General features: G+C 35.5%; 17 protein-coding genes. 9 read left to right on the top strand and 8 right to left on the bottom strand.

Annotated features, from left to right (window positions below; translation table 11 throughout):
* Positions 1 to 2: 2 nt before the first annotated feature.
* From EGM88_RS04385 to EGM88_RS04410, 6 genes are all read left to right on the top strand, one after another.
* Positions 3 to 1148, top strand: a complete 1146-nt coding sequence (locus tag EGM88_RS04385) for an extracellular solute-binding protein (RefSeq protein ID WP_123896761.1) — start codon at positions 3 to 5, stop codon at positions 1146 to 1148.
* Complete coding sequence (locus EGM88_RS04390) at positions 1145 to 2290, top strand: CaiB/BaiF CoA transferase family protein (protein ID WP_123896762.1); 1146 nt, start codon at positions 1145 to 1147, stop codon at positions 2288 to 2290. The genes EGM88_RS04385 and EGM88_RS04390 overlap by 4 nt, the downstream gene beginning before the upstream one ends.
* A 4-nt stretch (positions 2291 to 2294) precedes the next feature.
* Positions 2295 to 3446 carry a CaiB/BaiF CoA transferase family protein gene (locus EGM88_RS04395; protein WP_123896763.1) on the top strand — a complete coding sequence of 384 codons (1152 nt, stop codon included), beginning with the start codon at positions 2295 to 2297 and terminating at the stop codon, positions 3444 to 3446.
* Positions 3447 to 3458: 12 nt separating this feature from the next.
* Positions 3459 to 5420, top strand: a complete 1962-nt coding sequence (locus tag EGM88_RS04400) for an FAD-dependent oxidoreductase (protein WP_123896764.1) — start codon at positions 3459 to 3461, stop codon at positions 5418 to 5420.
* A complete protein-coding gene (locus EGM88_RS04405) occupies positions 5417 to 6529 on the top strand; it encodes a hypothetical protein (protein WP_123896765.1) in 1113 nt (370 codons plus the stop codon). Before EGM88_RS04400 ends, EGM88_RS04405 begins: the two co-directional genes overlap by 4 nt.
* A gap of 176 nt (positions 6530 to 6705) precedes the next feature.
* Entirely contained in the window at positions 6706 to 7650 is a 945-nt protein-coding gene (locus EGM88_RS04410; RefSeq protein WP_123896766.1) for a family 16 glycosylhydrolase, read from the top strand.
* 13 nt (positions 7651 to 7663) lie between these two features.
* Here EGM88_RS04410 and EGM88_RS04415 read toward each other — a convergent pair whose 3' ends face one another.
* The 6 genes from EGM88_RS04415 to EGM88_RS04440 form a co-directional block, all read right to left on the bottom strand.
* Complete coding sequence (locus EGM88_RS04415; RefSeq protein ID WP_123896767.1) at positions 7664 to 8476, bottom strand: alpha/beta hydrolase; 813 nt, start codon at positions 8474 to 8476, stop codon at positions 7664 to 7666.
* Positions 8477 to 8481: 5 nt separating this feature from the next.
* Positions 8482 to 9600, bottom strand: a complete 1119-nt coding sequence (locus EGM88_RS04420) for a Zn-dependent alcohol dehydrogenase (RefSeq protein WP_123896768.1) — start codon at positions 9598 to 9600, stop codon at positions 8482 to 8484.
* A 17-nt stretch (positions 9601 to 9617) separates the two neighbouring features.
* Positions 9618 to 10868, bottom strand: coding sequence for an NAD(P)/FAD-dependent oxidoreductase (locus EGM88_RS04425; protein ID WP_123896769.1), 1251 nt, complete (start codon positions 10866 to 10868; stop codon positions 9618 to 9620).
* Between the two features lie 5 nt (positions 10869 to 10873).
* Positions 10874 to 11182 carry a 2Fe-2S iron-sulfur cluster-binding protein gene (locus EGM88_RS04430; RefSeq protein ID WP_123896770.1) on the bottom strand — a complete coding sequence of 103 codons (309 nt, stop codon included), beginning with the start codon at positions 11180 to 11182 and terminating at the stop codon, positions 10874 to 10876.
* Between the two features lie 26 nt (positions 11183 to 11208).
* Complete coding sequence (locus tag EGM88_RS04435; RefSeq protein ID WP_123896771.1) at positions 11209 to 12366, bottom strand: cytochrome P450; 1158 nt, start codon at positions 12364 to 12366, stop codon at positions 11209 to 11211.
* Positions 12367 to 12568: 202 nt separating this feature from the next.
* The gene (locus EGM88_RS04440; protein WP_123896772.1) at positions 12569 to 13414 is read right to left on the bottom strand and encodes an AraC family transcriptional regulator; all 846 of its coding nucleotides are present in this window, start codon (positions 13412 to 13414) and stop codon (positions 12569 to 12571) included.
* A 133-nt stretch (positions 13415 to 13547) separates the two neighbouring features.
* Between EGM88_RS04440 and EGM88_RS04445 the strand changes: the two genes are divergently transcribed.
* The 3 genes from EGM88_RS04445 to EGM88_RS04455 are packed head-to-tail and all read left to right on the top strand — an operon-like array spanning position 13548 to position 16882.
* On the top strand, positions 13548 to 14450 hold the full coding sequence (locus EGM88_RS04445; RefSeq protein ID WP_123896773.1) for a carbohydrate kinase family protein: 903 nt from the start codon (positions 13548 to 13550) through the stop codon (positions 14448 to 14450).
* 4 nt (positions 14451 to 14454) lie between these two features.
* Positions 14455 to 16011, top strand: a complete 1557-nt coding sequence (locus tag EGM88_RS04450; protein ID WP_123896774.1) for an L-fucose/L-arabinose isomerase family protein — start codon at positions 14455 to 14457, stop codon at positions 16009 to 16011.
* A gap of 13 nt (positions 16012 to 16024) precedes the next feature.
* The gene (locus EGM88_RS04455) at positions 16025 to 16882 is read left to right on the top strand and encodes a class II fructose-bisphosphate aldolase (RefSeq protein WP_123896775.1); all 858 of its coding nucleotides are present in this window, start codon (positions 16025 to 16027) and stop codon (positions 16880 to 16882) included.
* Between the two features lie 62 nt (positions 16883 to 16944).
* Here EGM88_RS04455 and EGM88_RS04460 read toward each other — a convergent pair whose 3' ends face one another.
* Positions 16945 to 20007, bottom strand: coding sequence for an FG-GAP-like repeat-containing protein (locus EGM88_RS04460; RefSeq protein ID WP_123896776.1), 3063 nt, complete (start codon positions 20005 to 20007; stop codon positions 16945 to 16947).
* A gap of 65 nt (positions 20008 to 20072) precedes the next feature.
* Complete coding sequence (locus EGM88_RS15740; protein WP_162497543.1) at positions 20073 to 20219, bottom strand: hypothetical protein; 147 nt, start codon at positions 20217 to 20219, stop codon at positions 20073 to 20075.
* Positions 20220 to 20293: the final 74 nt, after the last annotated feature.

The following is a 20293-nucleotide window of genomic DNA, read 5'->3' on the forward strand; positions in this document are numbered from 1 at the left end:
TTATGAAACAACTTAAAGGCATTACATGGAACCACAGTCGAGGTTTCACATCAATAGTCGCTTGTGCACAGCGATTTTCAGAATTAAACCCAGATGTGGATATTGTTTGGGAAAAGCGATCTCTACAAGCTTTTGCCGATGAACCCATAGATCAATTGGCAAAACGGTACGATTTTTTAATCATTGATCACCCTTGGACAGGTTTCGCGGCACGAACAGAGGTCATTTTGCCTTTGAACGATTATTTGTCGGAGGCCTATTTAAAAGATCAGGAAATAAACTCGGTCGGCAAGTCCCACGAAAGTTATTCCATCAATGGTAAACAATGGGCCTTGGCTATTGATGCTGCTACACCTGTCGCAGCAAGCAGACCAGATTTATTTGAAAAATTGAATCTAAAATTTCCAGAAACCTTTGATGATTTAATAGAATTATCAAAAACAGGCAAGGTGGCTATTCCTGGTATTCCACAAGATACGCTGATGAGTTTTTATATGGTATGCTCCACGTTAGGTGAGGATGTCTGCCAAAGCAAGGAACGGGTCATTTCAGAAGAAATTGGAATAAAGGCCTTGGAACTACTTCGCGAACTGGGGCAATATATAAAGCCCGAAAATTACAACTTCAACCCCATAAAGGTATATGAGGCAATGACCTTGACCGATGACTACATTCATAGTCCGTTCGCTTACGGCTACACCAACTATTCCCGTCAAGGCTATGCCCGAAAACAGTTAAAGTTCCACGATATGGTCGCCATCGATGGACAAAAACTGATTACCACCTTGGGAGGAACCGGTTTGGCCATTTCAGCGGATAGCAAGCACAAGGAAATTGCAGGAAAATTTGTGGAGTATGTAGGTTCTGAAAACACCCAAAAAGGGGTGTTCTTCGATAATGGGGGGCAACCGGGGCATAGACAGGCTTGGCTCGACAAACGGGCAAATGACCTAACGGACAATTTCTTTATGGATACCTTACCAGCATTAGATCGTGCTTTTTTAAGGCCCCGCTACCATGGCCATATGTATTTTCAAGATAGGGCCGGTGCACCTATTAGGGAATATATGATCAATGGCGGCGATGCTAAAAAGCTTCTTAACCAACTCAATGAACTTTATATTAAATCTTTAAAGGAACTGTTATGAAGTTACCATTGGAAGGTATATTGGTGCTTGAATTTTCCCAATTCATGGCCGGTCCCTCGGCGGGTTTACGTCTAGCAGACCTAGGGGCAAGGGTCATTAAGGTCGAAAGGCCCGGTTCTGGAGAAGCAGGTAGAAAAATTGCGTTAAAAAACCTGTTCAAGGACGGAAGCAGTTTGGTCTTCCATACGGCAAACAGAAACAAAGAGTCGTACACCGCCAACCTCAAGGATGCCGAAGATTTGGCCCGCGTTAAAAAATTAATAGCAAAGGCCGATGTAATGACCCATAACTTTCGACCTGGAGTGATGGAAAAAATAGGTTTGGACTATAAAACGGTACAGCAGATCAATCCCAAATTGGTGTACGCTACCGTTACGGGCTATGGCACAAAAGGGGAATGGGTAAAAAAACCAGGACAGGATTTGTTGATTCAATGCATGTCGGGATTCGCCAACTTGACCGGAAACAAAGACGATAACCCCATACCCGTTGGGGCCGCCGTGTCCGATTTAATTACCGGAACCCATTTAACCCATGGAATTTTGGCGAGCCTTTTAAAACGTTCAAAGACCAATAAAGGTGCTTTGGTTGAAGTAAGTTTATTGGAATCGACATTAGACATTCAGTTTGAACTTATTACGGGGTATTTATATGACAACGGGCAAAAACCCAACAGGGCAAAACAAGGAAATGCACATGCCTATTTAGGTGCCCCTTATGGGGTTTATAAAACAAAAGATGGGTACTTGTCCTTGGCAATGGGATCTCTGACCGATTTAGCAAAGGTTTTAAAAACATCGGCCCTAGATTCTTATAAAGACCCTACTTCCTGGTACGGGAAACGGGATGAAATAATGGATATTCTCCGCGGTATTTTAATTCAAAAAAACACACAAGATTGGTTGGGTCTATTGGAACCTAATGGTATTTGGTGTTCCGATGTTTTTGATTACGAGACGCTCTTAAACCACGAAGCTTTTAAAGTGTTGCAAATGGACCAGAAACTACCGTTGCCTTCTGGAGAGGAAATACACACCACTCGTTGCCCTATACGATTGAATGACAAAAAGCTTTTTAGCAAAAAAGCGGCCCCAAGAGTAGGCCAAGATACAGAAGCAATTATTAAAGAATTTAATCTATAGCCCCATGAAACCTTTAGAAGATATTTTAGTTATAGATTTAAGCCAATTCTTATCGGCTCCCTCCGCCACTCTACGGTTGGCCGATTTAGGGGCAAGGGTAATCAAAATAGAAAAACCCGAAACGGGGGATATTGGTCGCCAATTGAGTGCCGCTAATCTAAAAATAAACAACGAATCCCCTTTGTTTGTTCCTGTTAACAGAAACAAGGAAAGTTTTGAGGCCGATTTAAAAAGAGATCTTGACAAACAGCGTGTCTTAAAATTGATTGAAAAAGCGGACGTTCTGGTTCATAATTTTAGACCGGGTGTTGTAGAACGTTTGGGCTTTGATTATGAATTCATTAAAAAAATAAACCCGGGAATCGTGTATGGCGAAATTTCGGGCTATGGAGAGGAAGGACCTTGGGCTAATAAACCGGGACAGGACCTGTTGGTACAATCGCTATCGGGTTTGACCTGGCTAAACGGTAATGCCGGTAGCGGTCCCACACCCGTCGGATTGGCCATTGCCGATATTCTATCGGGTTCACATTTGGCACAGGGCATTTTGGCCGCCTTGCTTAAAAAAGCTACCACTGGCGAAGGATCTAAAGTATCCGTAAGTATGCTGGAATCCATTATCGACTTCCAATTTGAATCGATTACCACGTATTTTCACGATGGTGGAGAGCCTACAGTCCGACCAAGAAGCAATAGTGCCCACGCCTATTTAGGGGCTCCTTATGGGGTTTACAAGACCCAAAATGGGTATTTGGCCTTGGCGATGGGATCCATTCCCGGTATAGGAGGTTTGATTGGATGTGATGAATTGGATGATTACCAAGAACCTGAAAGTTGGTTTACCAAACGTGATGAAATAAAAACGATCTTGGCCGATAAATTGAGCACCAATACCACGGAGCATTGGTTATCCATTTTAGAACCAGCGGATATTTGGTGTGCCAAAGTGATGGATTGGGAGACACTTTTTAATCAAGAAGGATTTAAGGCATTGAATATGATTCAGAATGTAACCATGGGCGATGGCTTTGAGTATAAAACAACTAGATGCCCTATAAAAATTGACGGAGAATATTTTACATCGCCATTGGGTGCCCCAAAATTAGGGGAACATACAAATCAAATTTCATCTAAGTTTAATATTTCTTTTAAATAAAGTTATTTAATAATGAAAAGAAGAATTTTTTTTAAAAAAACGGCAAAAGGAGCTCTCGGAGCAACAATTATACCCTTAATAGGTAATTCTTGTACATCATCAAACAAGATTATTAGCCAATCTAATATAGAAAAGGATTTTCCATATGGTAATACAAATCCTAAACAATGGCATAAAATGGGATCAGGAAAAAGACCTAGACCAAACAGAAAAAAAACAGTAACCTATGATGTAGCTGTAATTGGTGGAGGTGCAGCAGGAATGTGTGCTGCAGTCGCTGCAGCACGTAATGGATCAAAAGTAGTTTTAATTCAAGACAGACCAGTTTTAGGAGGAAATTCTTCAAGTGAAATTCGTGTTCATTTAAATGGTGTAAATCAATTAAAAAATGGACTACCTGAACGTGAAACAGGTATAATTGAAGAAATTTTACTTCATAATAGATTTTATAATCCTCAAGATTCTTATCCTGTTTGGGATCATATTCTCTATGATTTTATAACAAAAGAACCTAATATTGATTTAAAACTTAACACCTCTGCTATACGAGCTATAATGTCTGGTGACAAAATAGAAGCTGCCTACTGTTGGCAAATGACAACAGAAACAGAATTTACTGTAAAAGCAAAAATTTTTATAGATTGTTCTGGAGATGGATTGTTAGGAGCAACTGCAGGAGCATTATATAGAACTGGAAGAGAAGCATCTTCAGAATTTAACGAAAAATATGCACCTAAAGTAGCCGACGGTTGGCAAATGGGCTCAACGGTTTTATTAGGATCAAAAGATATGGGGAAACCAATGCCTTTTGAGCCACCACATTTTGCTATTAAATACGATGCAGAAAAATCACATCCAGGAAGAAATTTAATACCATTTGAATTAGGGTTTTGGTGGGTAGAATTAGGAAGTGATGATGATATAATTGGAGATTATGAAGATAATAAACACGCTTTAATGGGGTATGCATATGGTGTTTGGGATTATTTAAAAAACTCTGGCAAGTTTCCAGAAACCGAAAATTATGCTTTAGATTGGGTTTCTTCTTTACCAGGTAAGCGTGAGAGTAGAAGATTTATTGGAGATTATATACTGTGTGAACCAGACATGTTAGGAAATAAACAATTTCCTGATGCAGTAGCTTATGGAGGTTGGTCTTTAGATGAGCACAATCCCGGAGGAATTACAAATTTAAGTGAACCACCTAGTTATTTTCATGAAGAGTTTGAACAGCCATACCAAATTCCTTTTCGCTGTTTATATTCTAAAAATGTGCCTAACTTACTTTTTGCTGGCAGAAATATAAGTCAAACCCATATAGCTTTGTCATCTACTCGTATTATGGCAACCTGTGCATTAGAAGGCCAAGCCGTTGGTACTGCAGCAGCTTTATGTCTAAAAAAGAAGGTTTTACCACGCGAACTTGGACAAAAACATATTAAAATATTACAAGAACAACTGTTAAGAGATGATGTTTTCATTCCAAATAGACCTGCTAAAGATGAAACAAATTTAGTAAAGAAAGCCAGTATAATTTTTGCATCAAGTACATCATCTGGTGAAGCTAATTTATTAAACGATGGGTGGTCAAGAGATTATAATGGTAAAATTCATCATTGGAAATCTGAAGATTTACCAGCTGAAGTACAAATAGAATGGGAAGAACGCATTAGTTTATCAAGCATAGAGATAAAATGTGACACTAATGTTAAGCGGAATATTATGATGCGTAGAGATAGGTTAGAGAATGATATCTACAGCACAAAAGTACCTAAAGAATTAGTTAAAGCTCTATATATCGAAGCACGAATAAATGGTGAATGGGTAAAAATTGGTGAAATAGACAAAAATAAAACACGATTAATTAAGTTTAATTTTAAAACTATAAAAACAACAGCAATTCGAATCAATCTTAGAGAAACTTATGGTGATAAAAAAGTTAAACTTTTTGAAGTTAAATGTTATTCAAAATGATTAATAAATTTTTAAATATTGTTTTAGTAATCTGTATTGGTAATTGGACATTTTTTAACACTGTTTCAAAAAATGAGATAATTCATTCTATTAAAGTTTTCCATAAAGGTATTAGCCTAACGGAATCTGTTGACTGCAATTTGATAGAGGTTCAAAATGAGTATCAGCAACCAATAGAATATTATATGGATGTAGAATCTGTGGTATGTGGTGACAATCATTGTAAAGTAGATTTTGTGCGTATATTTTGGGATATATTTGGACAATATAAGAGATTTGAACTACCTGATAAGGTGAAACTTGAAAAAGCAGAAGGCAAAGATTTTACTGCAGAAGATTATGAAAAACTGAATTCAATCCTACATGACGAAAATTCTTCTTTAAAAGATGTCTATAAACATGAAATTGTCAGTACTGTAGGAACTGAAGGAATTGACGCTTTATCTGGCTCAACTATTTTGTTAGAAAAAAGTGCATATGTTAAAGGAGCTGTTTGGACATGCTATTCCCTTTGGCACTGGGTTCATGGAGACATTAAACAGATAATTCGAAATATTACAGGAAAATCTCAATCAATTAAATCACTACAAAGCTATTTAAGTTCAAATAAAAAAGTAAAAAAATTGTTTGGATTAGAGCAACTTAACCATCGTAAGGACTATTCTGAAAAATCAGTTCAATTAGTTGTTTCAGCAATTGAACAATCTTCAACACTTTTAAAACCAAGCTTATTATATTTGGAAAATGCACCAAACAAAGTATATATAAATACAATTCAAAAATTATTAAAGCAATTTGAAAGTGAAAATAGATTATTTTGTCTTCAACACTTGTTGAAAACAAAACAAAAATTACCTCTCGAGTTTTATTATAAATTAAGTGATTTATATAAAGATTTTACTTATCAAGAAATTCATGTTTTATTAAAAATTTTAAATACAAAATACGATATTTCACCACAGATGATTAATCATTTATTACCTCTTCTTAATCATAATGATTTTTTAATAGCACGTCGTTTATATTGGTTTTTGCAGAAACAAGATTTGTTACAAGAGCAGGAGAGCAGAATACAAACATTCTATCTTGAATGGAAAGATAAATTGTAAATTTTTATAACGCAGCAAAGTCGTTTCATCTTTGTTGAACATTAAAATCAAATTAAAACAAAATTTGAATTTTTAATTCAATTTTACAACTATCAAGTTTAAATCAAGCATCTGTAAATACGAAACATATATATTTTTAATACAATTACCTTAATATTATTCTAAAATGTAAGAAAATGAAAATTACTACATTAATAATACTGTTTTTTACTTTTATTGCCTTCTCTTGTTCTATTTCAGAAAGTGATGAAGATACTAACAACAACACCGATAATAATCCTTTACCAGCAGAAACATGGATTACAATTCCAGTACCTGCTAATCCTGGCAACGGAATGAAATGGAAATTTCAAGCCAACCTATCTGATAATTTCGAATACGAGGCTCCTTCAGATGATAAAGGGGATATCTTTTTTGATAAATGGGATGATTGGTACCATAACAGTTGGACGGGGCCAGCCCCTACCGAATGGAGCAGAACCCATTCGGAAGTAACGGATGGAAAATTGCTTATTAAGGCCAGTCGCCCCGAGGGCACCTCAAAAACGAATACGGGAATCATTACTTCAAAAAAGAGGGTTCAGTACCCCGTATACATCGAAGCAAGGGTAAAGATCATGAACTCCGTTCTTGCAAACGGCTTTTGGTTGTTAAGTCCCGACGACACCCAAGAAATAGATATTGTTGAAGCCTATGGTAGTGACCGGTGGACAAACGAGTGGTTTAGCCCTAAAAGAGTGCACTTAAGTCACCATGTCTTTATCAGAGATCCCTTTCAAGATTGGCAACCCAGTGACGAAGGTAGTTTCTATACGGATGGTTCTACGATTTGGAGAGATGACTTTCACCGATTTGGAGTCTATTGGAAAGATCCATGGAATTTAGAATATTATGTAGATGGAAAGCTTGTTAGAACTAGGTCTGGAATGTCTGAAATTGATCCTTTAAATTATGCCGAAGGAACAGGTTTACATAAGGAAATGGACATTATTATAAATGCAGAAGATCAAACTTGGCGGGCAGAACAAGGTCTTACACCTACAGATGCTGAACTTGAAAACGTAGACAATAATACTTTTAAGATAGATTGGATTAGGGTTTTTAAGCCTGTTAGCAACTAATAATGAACTTTACTTATAAAACCGAATTAAAAAACAGTAGTGTATTCCGAATATGTTTTTGCCAATAAGACCACTCATGCTCACCTTCAAATTCTTCATAAATGTGTTTTACACCTGATTGCTTTAATTTTTGATGCAGCTCTCTGTTATATTCTATTAGCAAATCATTTTTTCCACAATCAAAACGAATTGGAGGTAATTCTTCTTTGTTTTGGTACATCAACTCAAAAACATCTTCACTAATTTTATCGTATTGATTGTAGTTGCTTTCTTTTTCTTCAACAAATAAATGCATCTGATTAACGTTGGTAATAGAAGAATGTCCAGAAATACCAACGTAATTTTTAGGGTATTTGGCTCCAATCCGTAATGCTCCATAACCTCCCATTGATAAGCCAGAAATAAATAATTTTGATTTATCGCTAGTACAATCAATAGTTTCTTTTACCGCATCGATAACATCTTTTACTATCCAATTTTCAAAATTAAAGTTATTATGGGGCAAATATCCTGAACCATCTCCCCAAAGACCATCTGAAGGCATTGCTATTACCATCGGTTTTATTAAACCTTTGTTAATCATTTTCATAGCCGTAAAATGCACTCCTGCTTTATGGGCCCAAATCCAAGCACTTCCATATACGCCATGTAACAATGTTACTATCGGTGTATCTTGAAGTTTTTTTATTGGCGGAACAAAAACACAAATATCACCTCTCCCTTTTAAATTTTGGGTTTTTACGGTAATAAAACGTAAATTATTACATTCAAACTCCGGATTGGATATTTCTGTAGTTCTAAATTTGGATTTTTCTTTATTTACCATGTTCGTTATTCAAAAACAATTACACCTTTAGCGTTTTTACCTGACAGCATATCGTCAAAAGCGTTTTGTAAATTTCTTAAAGGGTATGTTCTTGTAATCATTTCATCCAACATAATATCTCCATTTTTATAATGATTTATAATTTTAGGAAAATCGATTTGAGGATTACATTTTCCGTACAGTGGATTAATGTATTTTTTATCCCATTCAAACAAGGTCATATCAACCATTATTTCCTGCTCGATTCCACTTACCTGAACTGCTGTTCCTGCATTTCTAACCATAGCTAATGGAGCCGCTCCCAACTCGGGTATAGCAGTACACTCAAAAGCATAATCTGCTCCTCTACCCTCTGTCATTTCTTTAACTTTTCCAGCAGCTTTCAACAGTCCTTTGTCTGATTTATTGGCTAATATGGTATGCGTTGCTCCAAACTCAATGGCTATATCCAATCTTGTTTGATTGACATCGATAGCTATTATTTTTGAAGCTTTAGACACCTTAATACCTTGAATAACATTAAGGCCAACACCTCCAGTACCTATTACCACAGCTGATGAATTTTTTTTCACTTTTGCAGTATTTACGGCCGACCCAAAGCCCGTCATCACACCACAACTTACAATACTTGCCGCTGCAAAAGACATGTCTTGAACTGGGTTTTTTATCACAGCAGATTCTTTTACCAAAGTATATTCAGATAATGTTCCAATGTTAAATGACCGTACTATTGGATTATTATTCCATTTTGTTCCTTCTAGATGTGCATGTCCTGGCGTAAAACCATTGCCACCAGCTACGACTGGCGAATTGTTTTCGCAAATATGTTCATTTTCAAGTTTGCATTGAAAACACTCTCCACAAGGCGTTGCCCAATTTAAAATAACAGCATCTCCTACTTTTACCGTCTTAACTTTGGTTCCCACAGCCTTAACAATACCCGCACCTTCGTGTCCCATAACTATTGGTTTTCCCCACTGTAAAGAATCGTAATCTGTATGGCATATCCCAGCTGCTTTTACCGCTACCAAAACCTCATCTTCTTTAGGACCCTGAACTTCAATGGTGTCTATCACAAAAGACCCATTACCTCTTGCAATTGCCGCTTTACAAATAATACTCATATATTAATTATTTTTTACTAGAGGAAACTATTTGGTTTTATAGGGATAGCTGTATCCTTTAATTTAGTTTTGTTGATTTTTTGTCTGCTTTTTATAAATCTTCTTCCCAATACATAGGCCTTAGGGTTATTTACAGCATCTACCGCTAATAATTCATCATTTTTAAAATACCAAACAGACCTACTCTTATCATTATCTAATTCTACTCTTTCTATTACTTCTTTATATCCCGTTGAAAGCCCTACCATTTGCAATTTAACGTCATATTGATCCGACCAAAACCAAGGAATTGAATCGTACTCAATTCTGTTACCGCAAATAGCCGCAGCTGCCACTTTTGCTTGGTCAACCGCATTTTGCACAGATTCCAATCTAACAAACCTATTGTAATGTTTATTGTAATGGAACGTGCAATCTCCTATAGCATAAATATGGTCGTTATTGGTTTTAGCGGTAGCGTCTACCTTAATGCCATTTTCAATAGCTAAACCTGCTTTTTCGGCCAATTCTGTATTTACCTTAATACCAACCCCTACCACTATTAAATCTGCTCTGTAATTTGTATAATCGTCACAGAACACCGTATTTCCATTATCGTTATTTTCTATAGAAACAACATTTTTATTGGTTAATAGTTCTACCCCATTCTGATGATGCAACGTATGAAAGTAATTCGACATTTCAGGAGCTGTTACCCTAGCCAACACTCGATTTTCACGCTCTAAAACGACCACTTTAGCCCCTAGCTTTTTTAAAGAGGCCGCAGTTTCTAAACCAATATAACCTCCACCAATAATTACAACACGTTTGTTTTTACTGGTCTTAATGAATTCGCCTATTTGAATAGCATGCGAGGCTGTTCTTAAAGGATAAAGATTTTGAGCCTTATTAATCCCTTTAATTTTGGGTATAAATGGCCGTGCTCCTGTTGCTATAACCAATTTATCGTATTCTTCAATAGAGCCATCTTCAAGAGCGATTGTTTTTTTCTCTTTATCTATTAAGGTAACTGCCTTGCCCAAATGAAGTTGTATGTGATCTGTAATATAATTTTCTTTTGGAAAAAGTAAATCTACTTGAGAGCTATCTTCATTGGAAAAATAAGCCTTTGACAATGGAGGTTTATGATATGGAAATACAGAATCGGCATCAAATATTTTAATGGTTCCTTGCCACCCCTCTCTTCTTAATGCAAAGGCAAAATTAGTGCCTGCATGACTTGCACCAATTATTAGGCAGGTTTTATCTACAGTGTTATTACCGGACATATTGTTTACTTTGCTACTTTTAACACGACTCCATCAATAGCATCGGTTACTTGAATTTGGCAAGATAAACGGCTATGGTCGCTTATATTCTCATCAAACTCCAACATATCATTCTCTAATTCACTAGGAGCACCTATTTTGTCCCAATATTCTGGTAATACGTGTACATGACATGTAGCACAAGAACAAACTCCTCCACAATTACCGTCAATCCCTTTAATTTTATTTTTTACTGCAAGTTCCATCACGTTTCCTGAATTACCTTCTACGGTAATGGATTGCTCGTCACTCGTTATAAATGTTATTTTAGCCATTATTTCTATTATCTTGATTAATTAGTTTATTTTTTGTGAAACTTTACGTTGATATTCTTGTACCCCACTTTTCGTTTAAACTCTCCTAAATTTTCTATATTCTCTTCGTAATCAAAAATATCAATAGCACCTACTTTATCTATAAGTGTTTGAACTAAAACTTTCATAATTTGTCTTGCATGTGTTGCCCCCAAACAATTATGGGTACCAAATCCAAAAGCTACGTGTGGGTTAATTTTTCTATCAATGACTACTTCATCAGCATTTTCAAAAACGGAAGCATCTCTATTTGCCGAAGCCCAATTTAAAGAGATTCTCGTATCGGCCTTTATAGCACGGCCACAAATTTGAGTGTCTTCTGTAACAACCCGTCCCATATGTGTTAACGGAGAGAAATACCGTATTAATTCTTCTATTGCAAATTTTATTAATTCAGGCTCCCTTCGTAACCTTTCAATAGATTCTGGATGTTCAGCAAAGTAAGCAATAGAGTTTGTTATAGCATTTATAACCGTGTCTCTACCTCCTGCAAAAGTTAATATCACAACGCCTTTTATTTCTTTTTTTGTTAGTTTTTTACCATTAACTTCTGCTGCTAATAATTTTGAATAAAAATCTTCACCAGGTTGTGCTATACTCTTCTCTATCTGCCTATCTATATAATCGTATAAAACATTGGCTTTATAGGAATCTAACGCAGTCTCTTCACTTCTAAAAACATGTGTACCCCAAGAAATCCATGTTTCCGATTCTGAAAAAGGCACATTAAATAATAATGTTAATGCTCTTGATTGTAATACTAATGCAAATTCATTTATAACCTCTACAGAGTCTTTAACCATAGACACTTCAACAAGAGCTTCAATTTGTTTTCTCAATTCATTTTCATAGCTTTCCTCTAAGGGTCTTTTAAACCATTTTTCTAGAATAATTCTGTATTCTCCATGCATTGGAGGATCTACTTCAAATGGTATTTGGCGAACATCTCTAATGTTTACTTCTGACGGAATAACAATACGCCCTGGTTTGGCTCCCGATTGAAAAGTTTTCCAATTATGGGCACATTTACGAACATCTTTATGACGTAAAACCATTACAACAGGATCGTCCTGATCATTCATCTCCCCATAACCTTTTTCTAATCGAGATTTTTCAAATGGGCATGAAATTGCACTTTTCTTCATTTTATTATATGCCTAATTATGTTTTTAAGAAAACCTGCTAATACCACCGAAACGTTACACTTAACTATTTCAGTAAGTTAAGAACCAAAACTACATCTATAGTAACTTGTAATTAAACACTATTTAATCCAAAAAGTATACTATTTTTCCATATGACATATTAATACACATGATAAAACGCAAATTAAGACACAAAAAAAAATTACCGTAAGAATGCTGCTCTATATTGAGCAGGAGTTCTTTTTGTAAACAACTTAAACTGGCGGTGAAAAAAAGAAAGGTTAGGATAGCCCGTTTCAAAGGCAATTTGTTCTACTGAAAGTTCAGTATCTTTTAAAAGTTCACAAGCTTTGCTAATCCTATATTCGTTTAAATAAGAGGTAAATGTTTTTTTAAAAGTTTTTTTAAAGAACTTTGAAAAAGAAACTGGAGTCATAAAAACCAACTCTCCTAGTTGAGAAGAATCAATCTTTTTTTGATAATTATTAGCCACAAAGTTTATTATCTTTTCTATTCTTTTTGAAACCACAGCGTTAACATTAAAACGAGCTCCTAAACTTAAAATCTCAGGTTTTTTCAGAGATAACTCATGTAGTAATTTTATAAATTCAATTATTTGAAGCGTAGGAGACATTGTTTTTAAAGAAATCATTTTTTGGCCCACACTTTGGGCTGTTTTTTTATCAAATATCAATCCGTAAGTACTTCTATCGAGCATTCTCTTAATCAAAGTAAATTCTTCTTTTTCTAACCATCCTGTACCAATAAAATCTTCCTGAAATTGTACTACAGTAGATTTTGCAAGTTGCTCTGATGATGTATTTGTTCTCCAACAATGAGGTAAATTTGGTCCTAACAAAACCAATTCTCCAGGTTCATAAGCTTGTATAGAATTACCCACACTTCTTATCCCTGTGCTTTGGGTTATATAAGTTAACTCGCATTCTGGATGATAATGCCAAGGAGTTTCAAATTCAAGTTTTTCAAATACACGATAATGAAATGATCTATTTAACGCATTAGAAATTGGTTCAAAAACAGCTTTCATTATGTATATTTTTTCGTATTAAACATCTAATTATTCAAATATATGGAAAAATAGTATACTATATGAATAATTCCGTATTTAACATCTCATTTTATCTCGTTGTACTTTTACTTAATAATTATAAACTTTTGAGATGAAAATTGATGTTCTAGTATCAGGAATGATGGTTGTAGATATTTTGACAAAAGTACCATCTTCATTTAACAAAGGAACCAAACATGAGGTTTCTAAAATTTTAGTACAAGGAGGTGCTCCTGCAGGAAATGCTGCTTGCGTAATTGCAAAAAACAATATAAAAACAGCTTTTCTTGGATATAAATCAACAAGCACTTTAAGCCAAATAGCAACCGAAGAATTTAAAAAATGTAATGTTGACACCTCGTTGTTAATCACACATGCTAATTTTCAGCCTGCAATAGCTGTAGTTAATGTAGATTCAAAAAATGGAGATAGAACTGTTTTTTATTCCACTGAGAACTACCAACCTCTTCGCCCAAAGGACATTAATGAAGTTTGGATTAAAAATTGTCGTCTATTATTTGTAGATGGATATGATGTTGTTGGAAATTTAGAACTTTTAAAAATTGCAAAAAAATATAACGTCCCTTCCGTTCTCGATATTGAGTCTGGTGACGTCAATATCCTAAAAGAAATGATTTCGTTGGGCAACCATATTATTTTACCGTTAGATGGAGCCCAAACACTAAGTAAATTGAGTTCTCCTGAAGATTGTTTAGAATACTTAAGCTCCTTAACCGAAGGCCAACTAGTAATCACAGATGGAGCCAATGGCAGCTGGGCTTCAGATGATAAAAACATAATTCACCAACCTGCTTATAAAACAAAAGTGGTTGACACCACTGGCTGTGGAGATGCCTTTCATGGTGCCTATGCCGTGGCCTTATTGGACAATAAAAATTTAAAAGAACGACTTGAATATGCTTCTGCATACGCTTCAATTATAGCTTCACATTTTGGCGGAAGAAGCTACTTCCCTAATAAAGAAGAGATTACAAATAAAATTTTAAACGTATAAAATTATGGAAACTCATGTATTAAACAAGCCAAATACAAATTCAATCCATTTGAATTTAGACATCGCTCAACGACAAGGTGTGGTAGCTGATGAAATGGAAAAATTAATCTGCAACGCCCCTAAAAAACCACTTGTCAATATAGGTTTTATTGGAATAGGTTTTGAATTGCACTTTGATTGGGAAAAAGCAAAAAAGTCCTACTCAGATGCTGTAAAACAAACCAAAAATAGTTTTGGTTCGCACAATAAACTTTTAGCTTTAGACGAACCTATTCAAACTAAAAAAGAATTGGTAGATACATTAAACAAGTTTAATGCTAAAGGCATGAGTGGATTAATTATTTACCAAGCTTCATATATTTCTGGCGATTTAGCTCTAGCTCTTGGCTATTGGTTACGAGAAAACAAAATGCCTTTACTTAGTTGGTCTCATGGTGAGGTTACTGGTGGCAGATTAACAGCTAATAGACTCTGCGGACAAAATTTTTTATTAAACATTTTAAACTCATTAGAAGTAAAGTATTCTTGGGTATTTAATTCCCCTAAAACAAAACAGTTAGATAGTATTCTAGACCGATTTATACGTGTTGCAACCGCAAAAAAAAGAATGCAACATACCAATATGCTTATGATAGGTGGCATGCGTGTTCCTGGTTTTTACGACTGCGAACTCAACGAAATGTCTATAGCAAAGCATTTTGGTTTAGGTGTAAAAAGAGTAGATATAGAAACCATTTGGAAACATGGTGATAAATTCAAAAAACAAGACATTGAACATATTGTATATAAATTAACAAACAACAACAACTGTGCTTTAACTAAAATAAACCAACGAGAGTTATTTTTATCTGTAAGATTCAGTTTAGCTATTGCAGATTACGCCCGTCAGGGAAATTATTTAGGAGTGGCATTAAAGAACTGGCCCGAATTATTCGATAATTATCAAATAGCTGGCGATGGAGCAGGAGCATTAGTACAAGATTTAGGAATTCCTGTAGCCGATGAATCCGATATGGGAGGTTTACTCACCATGATTACAATAAATGAAATCAGTAATGGAAAAGCCGTACCTACACTTACAGACCTGTCCATTCTTAATGCTGATGAGAACAAATTAGGAATGTGGCATTGCGGAGGTTCATCTACCAAATTACTAAAATCAGGTACTAAATTCGAAATTAGAAACCATAGCATTTTAGATAATTATGATAAAGAAAAATCATACGGAATGTTATTGGAATTTTTACTTGAAAAAGGAGACATAACTATAGCTAAATATCAATACCCACACGCTTCTTCAATGTTTTCCTTTGAAGGTAAAATCATAGACTCTCCTATGCGATTTAGAGGAGCCTATGGAGAAGTAAAACCTAAAAATATAAACGCTACTACTATACTTAACACCATTTTAAGCAAAGGATTGGATCATCATTGGATTATTGGAAGAGGTCATATACAAGAAGATTTAAAAGAGTTCAACCACTGGTCAGGTATAAAAAACATATTAGAAGTAGGGCATAGCCTCTATGGAAGAAGTATTCAAAAAGAATTGAACTATTAAATACAAGAACATTATGAAAAAAGAGAATTTAATTACATTACTAAACAATTATAGAAAACAACAAAAATGTATAATTGGCTTTAATGTAAACGATATATACGACTTAAAAGCAGTAGCTTTAGCTGCAGACGAAGCTAATTGCCCTGTTATGGCTATGACATACCCCCCTGTGGTTGAACTAAATTCAAGTTATCTGTGTAGAAAAATGGTAGATGGCATACAGCCATTTTCTAAAAATCCTATTTACTTACATTTAGACCACAGTATTTCTGTTGACATGTGCAAAAAAGCCATTGATGACGGTTATGATTCTGTAATGATTGATGGCTCCCAAAAAAGTTTAAAGGAAAATATTGCAATGACCAAAGAAGTGGTAAAATATGCTGAAACCGCAGCAGGGGTTATGGTGGAAGCTGAAATTGGAAAAATTATGGGAAGAAATGTTGTTGTAAAATCAGATGACGATTTTTTAGCTAGCGTAGCCGATGTAAAAGCCATGGTTGAAGAAGCAGGCCCACATATCATGGCAGTTGGAATTGGTACCGCTCATGGCTTTACTCCTCAAACTCCAAAAATTCATTTTGATAGACTCTCTGAAATAGCCACTGCTATTAAAGAACCTTTAGTTTTACATGGTGGCACAGGAATACCTGACATCGACATTCAAAAGTCAATAAAAATGGGAGTTGCAAAATTAAACGTAGGTACCATTGTTCATACAACTTATATGAAAGAATTGTATAAAGAAATGGCTAAAGATATCGACTCAGCGTACCCTCCTTATTTATTAAAGAGCGTTATTCCTAAAATTAAAGAAGTTGTTCTCGACCGCTTAAATGTAGTTAACTTTAAAAGCAAGGCATTAATATAAATTTTAACTCAATAGATTAGATATAAAAGGTTCGTAATTACGAACCTTTTTTTATTACAATATTATTCTATTTCAATTTGTAATGGAAGTATATCATCTTCATACATTGTGCCGTCACTTGAAGTAAAAGTTACCCGTATTTGATAAAATTGCCCTTTGGGCAATGCTTCCGAAGGTATATACCCTTTTAAAGAAAAAGTTGTTTCGGCTGTGCCCGACTCCGTATTTAAAGCCTCTTTATATACATGGACAACATCTTTTATGGGAATCCATTTATTTTTAAAGTGCCGCAACCAAAACCTAATACCTCCTTCATCGGCAGAGATTACGCGGTTTCCAGAACCGGCATGATAATTTACCCTCACTTTTATAACATCATTCACTATTAGGGCTTTGTTTTTATATTGAGCCTTGTTTGTGATTTTAATATAGGGTGCAACAAAGGTTTCGATATTAAATTCGATTTCGGAGGTAACGGAACTATCCTTGGTTGATACACGCACCGTGGTTTTACCCGGGGCAATGGCATGAACGGTACCGTTGTTTTCTACGGTGAGGATGTCGGTATTATCTGATGACCAAATAAGTTCAGGATTGTCGGCATTATTTGGTAGAACTGTTGCCAACACTACTGTACTTTGCCCTGTATATAATTTTGTTTTTGGGGCCCGTAAAGAAATTGATGTCACTGGTTTGGGAGTACATTCAATGATTTTTATTTTTCTATTGGTCGACAATCCATTCGCTTTACTTGTAACCTTTATTATAGCCGATTTATCAGGTTTTCCAAGTGCAGAAACAACTCCATTTTCATCAACGGAAACTATCTTTTCGTTGCTTGATGACCATATTACATCTTTATTGACATTTTGCGGAATGACAGAAAGTGAAAGTGGAGTTTTAGTCCCTTTACGGATTGTTGTTGGTTCAAAAGATAATGATTCAGGGTCCAGTTTATCGGTATCATAAATGACATTCGCCGATTTGTTTTTAAACGCAACGATTTCCCCATTTCTCCAACGTATTCGGATGCTTTTTATTTTTGATTCTTTACCGATTCCGAAATGTACTATGTTCAATAAGCTTTGTGAGAATACTTCTCCGGCCGACCCAACACGTTTTCTATATTCATTATCGGTTGTATTTACGATAACCTCTGCGGAAATAGGATCAACATTCGATTTTGGGGCATATCCGACCCGTACCAGCACATAGTTATTTTCGGTATTGGTGGTATTGCTAAACAAATACCATTCTCCGCCTTCGCTGCCGTTCAATAAGTCGATTTTTCCATCCAAATCAAAATCAAATGCTTGTCCCATGTCTCCGTTTCCTGGAGCTCCAACATCATTTGCCCCGTGCATTGTAGTTATTTCAAAAGAACTGTTTCCGGTATTTAGGAGCATCAGGTCAGAAACCCGTCCCCCAATTCGTCCCCATCGATAAACAAAAAGGTCTTGATGGCTATCATTATTAAAGTCACCCGTGGTAACCCCCATGGCATTTCCTCCTAGTGGAATATTCCACTCATTGGAAACATCTTTAAAACCAGTGCCGTCATTTCGTAGTAGAACATCGAAATGGTTCCTGTTCTGTGGTATAAATTGGGGATTTACTTGGTTAACGCCCGAAAGACTAAATCGGTATTGCCAAAAGAAATTATCGTCCCGAACCAAAATACCTTTCCACATTGAGTTGCCTATATACCCTAGATAAAATCCATTTTCAGAAATATCATTTGGCCATCCTTTAGCTTCTTCAGGTTTAATTTCGAGCTCTTCGTCAGATTTTACAATTTTTGATGTTTTGTTCTTTCCCAAGAAAATAGGGTAATCCTTACCGAGTAGAGAACCTTGGGCCAAGTAGTAGTATTTATGCAACTTTATTTTCCCTTCAGAATTGAATTCAAAAGCATCGGTGCCTTTATAACCACGTGTTTTTATTGCCAGTTCTTTTGTAATGGGGTCAAAATCAAGAAAAGGTGTTTCGCCTTTTCCATGCTCAAAACGCATTCCCCTCGCCAAATAGAGGTCTAGATCACCATCATTGTCGATGTCTATATCCGTTACGGCATTAATATACCTCAATGAACGAATATTCTCAGGAATAAGTGTGGTTACTTCTGTAAAGGTAAAACCCCCATTCCCTTTCCATAAAGTTAAGGGGCTAAAAAAAATAAGGTCATCAATATTGTCATTATTAAAATCTGTAACCAGTACGCGAGATTGCTCAACATCCTCAATACCTTTTACAGACCTATAGGTAAATGTTCCATCCCCGTTATTTTCATAGAAAAAGTGCTGTGGCTTATCAAAATTGAGGGTAGACTCATTGTATAGCAACAGATCAAGATTTCCATCTAAATCCATGTCCATCCATTTAGAACCTCTTCCCCTTCCTCCTTTATCTATACCCACATCTCCGGTAAATAGTACAAATGTATTGTGGTCGTTTAAATAAAAATTTGCTGTCGAAGGATTTGTACCATTGCCACCCCCTTGTTCTAAAACAAGATCTAGGTCACCATCATTATCATAATCTCCCAGAGATGTTCCATGAAGATCGTGTTTAAACCATCTGGACAGATCCTTATCATGTTTTGTTACCGTACCATCGCCATTGTTCCAATATAATTTGCTTGTTTCGGCATTGTGGTTGTTTACGATAAAGTCATAATCCCCATCATTATCTATATCTGCAATTGATGGTCCTGCATATTTTAGGGAGCTTACTTTATCCAAGCCTGCTTGTTCCGAAATATCTTTATAAACCGGAATGTCGATTTCATTAATATCTTCAAAACGATAACTGTATATGGTCAATTTTTCGTCCAATGCCCGAAATTGTATCTGAACATCGCCTTGTTTATAAAAATTAACAATTGCTGTTACTACCTGTTCTCCTTTATTCGGAAGATTTATATCATCTATTAAAAGTCGATTGTCTTCTAGAATGCTCAAGCCTGCATAATCACCAGGGTTATTTACCTGCAAAATGAGTTTTTTATCCAAGCTTCCGGTTACCTGATAATCTATTGTTACAGGTTTTGAGGGTAAAACTTCAATTGTTTGTGCATGTATACTATAGGTAAAAGCAACAACAATCAGTAAAAAAAAGTGTTTCATAATAAAATTAACAATTTGCAAAAAACCATCTGATTTCCAAAGTCTTGACCTCTATACATTTCTTGTCAAACAGCACCTATTCTCCTAGGATCTTTACCTATTAAAAAGGACTTATAATATTCAATGACTACAACAACAGCCAATTCTCTAGTTGATATTCCTGAAGCCTCCCAACCATAACATCCTTTATTAATCTCAACTTTTACATCCAATTGTGTTCAATTTCCAACTCTGATAGGATAAGTTTTTATATTTATAATTTTCATAAAAATCTAATTTTTTATAA

Source organism: Aureibaculum marinum (genome assembly GCF_003813905.1).
Classification (GTDB): domain Bacteria; phylum Bacteroidota; class Bacteroidia; order Flavobacteriales; family Flavobacteriaceae; genus Aureibaculum; species Aureibaculum marinum.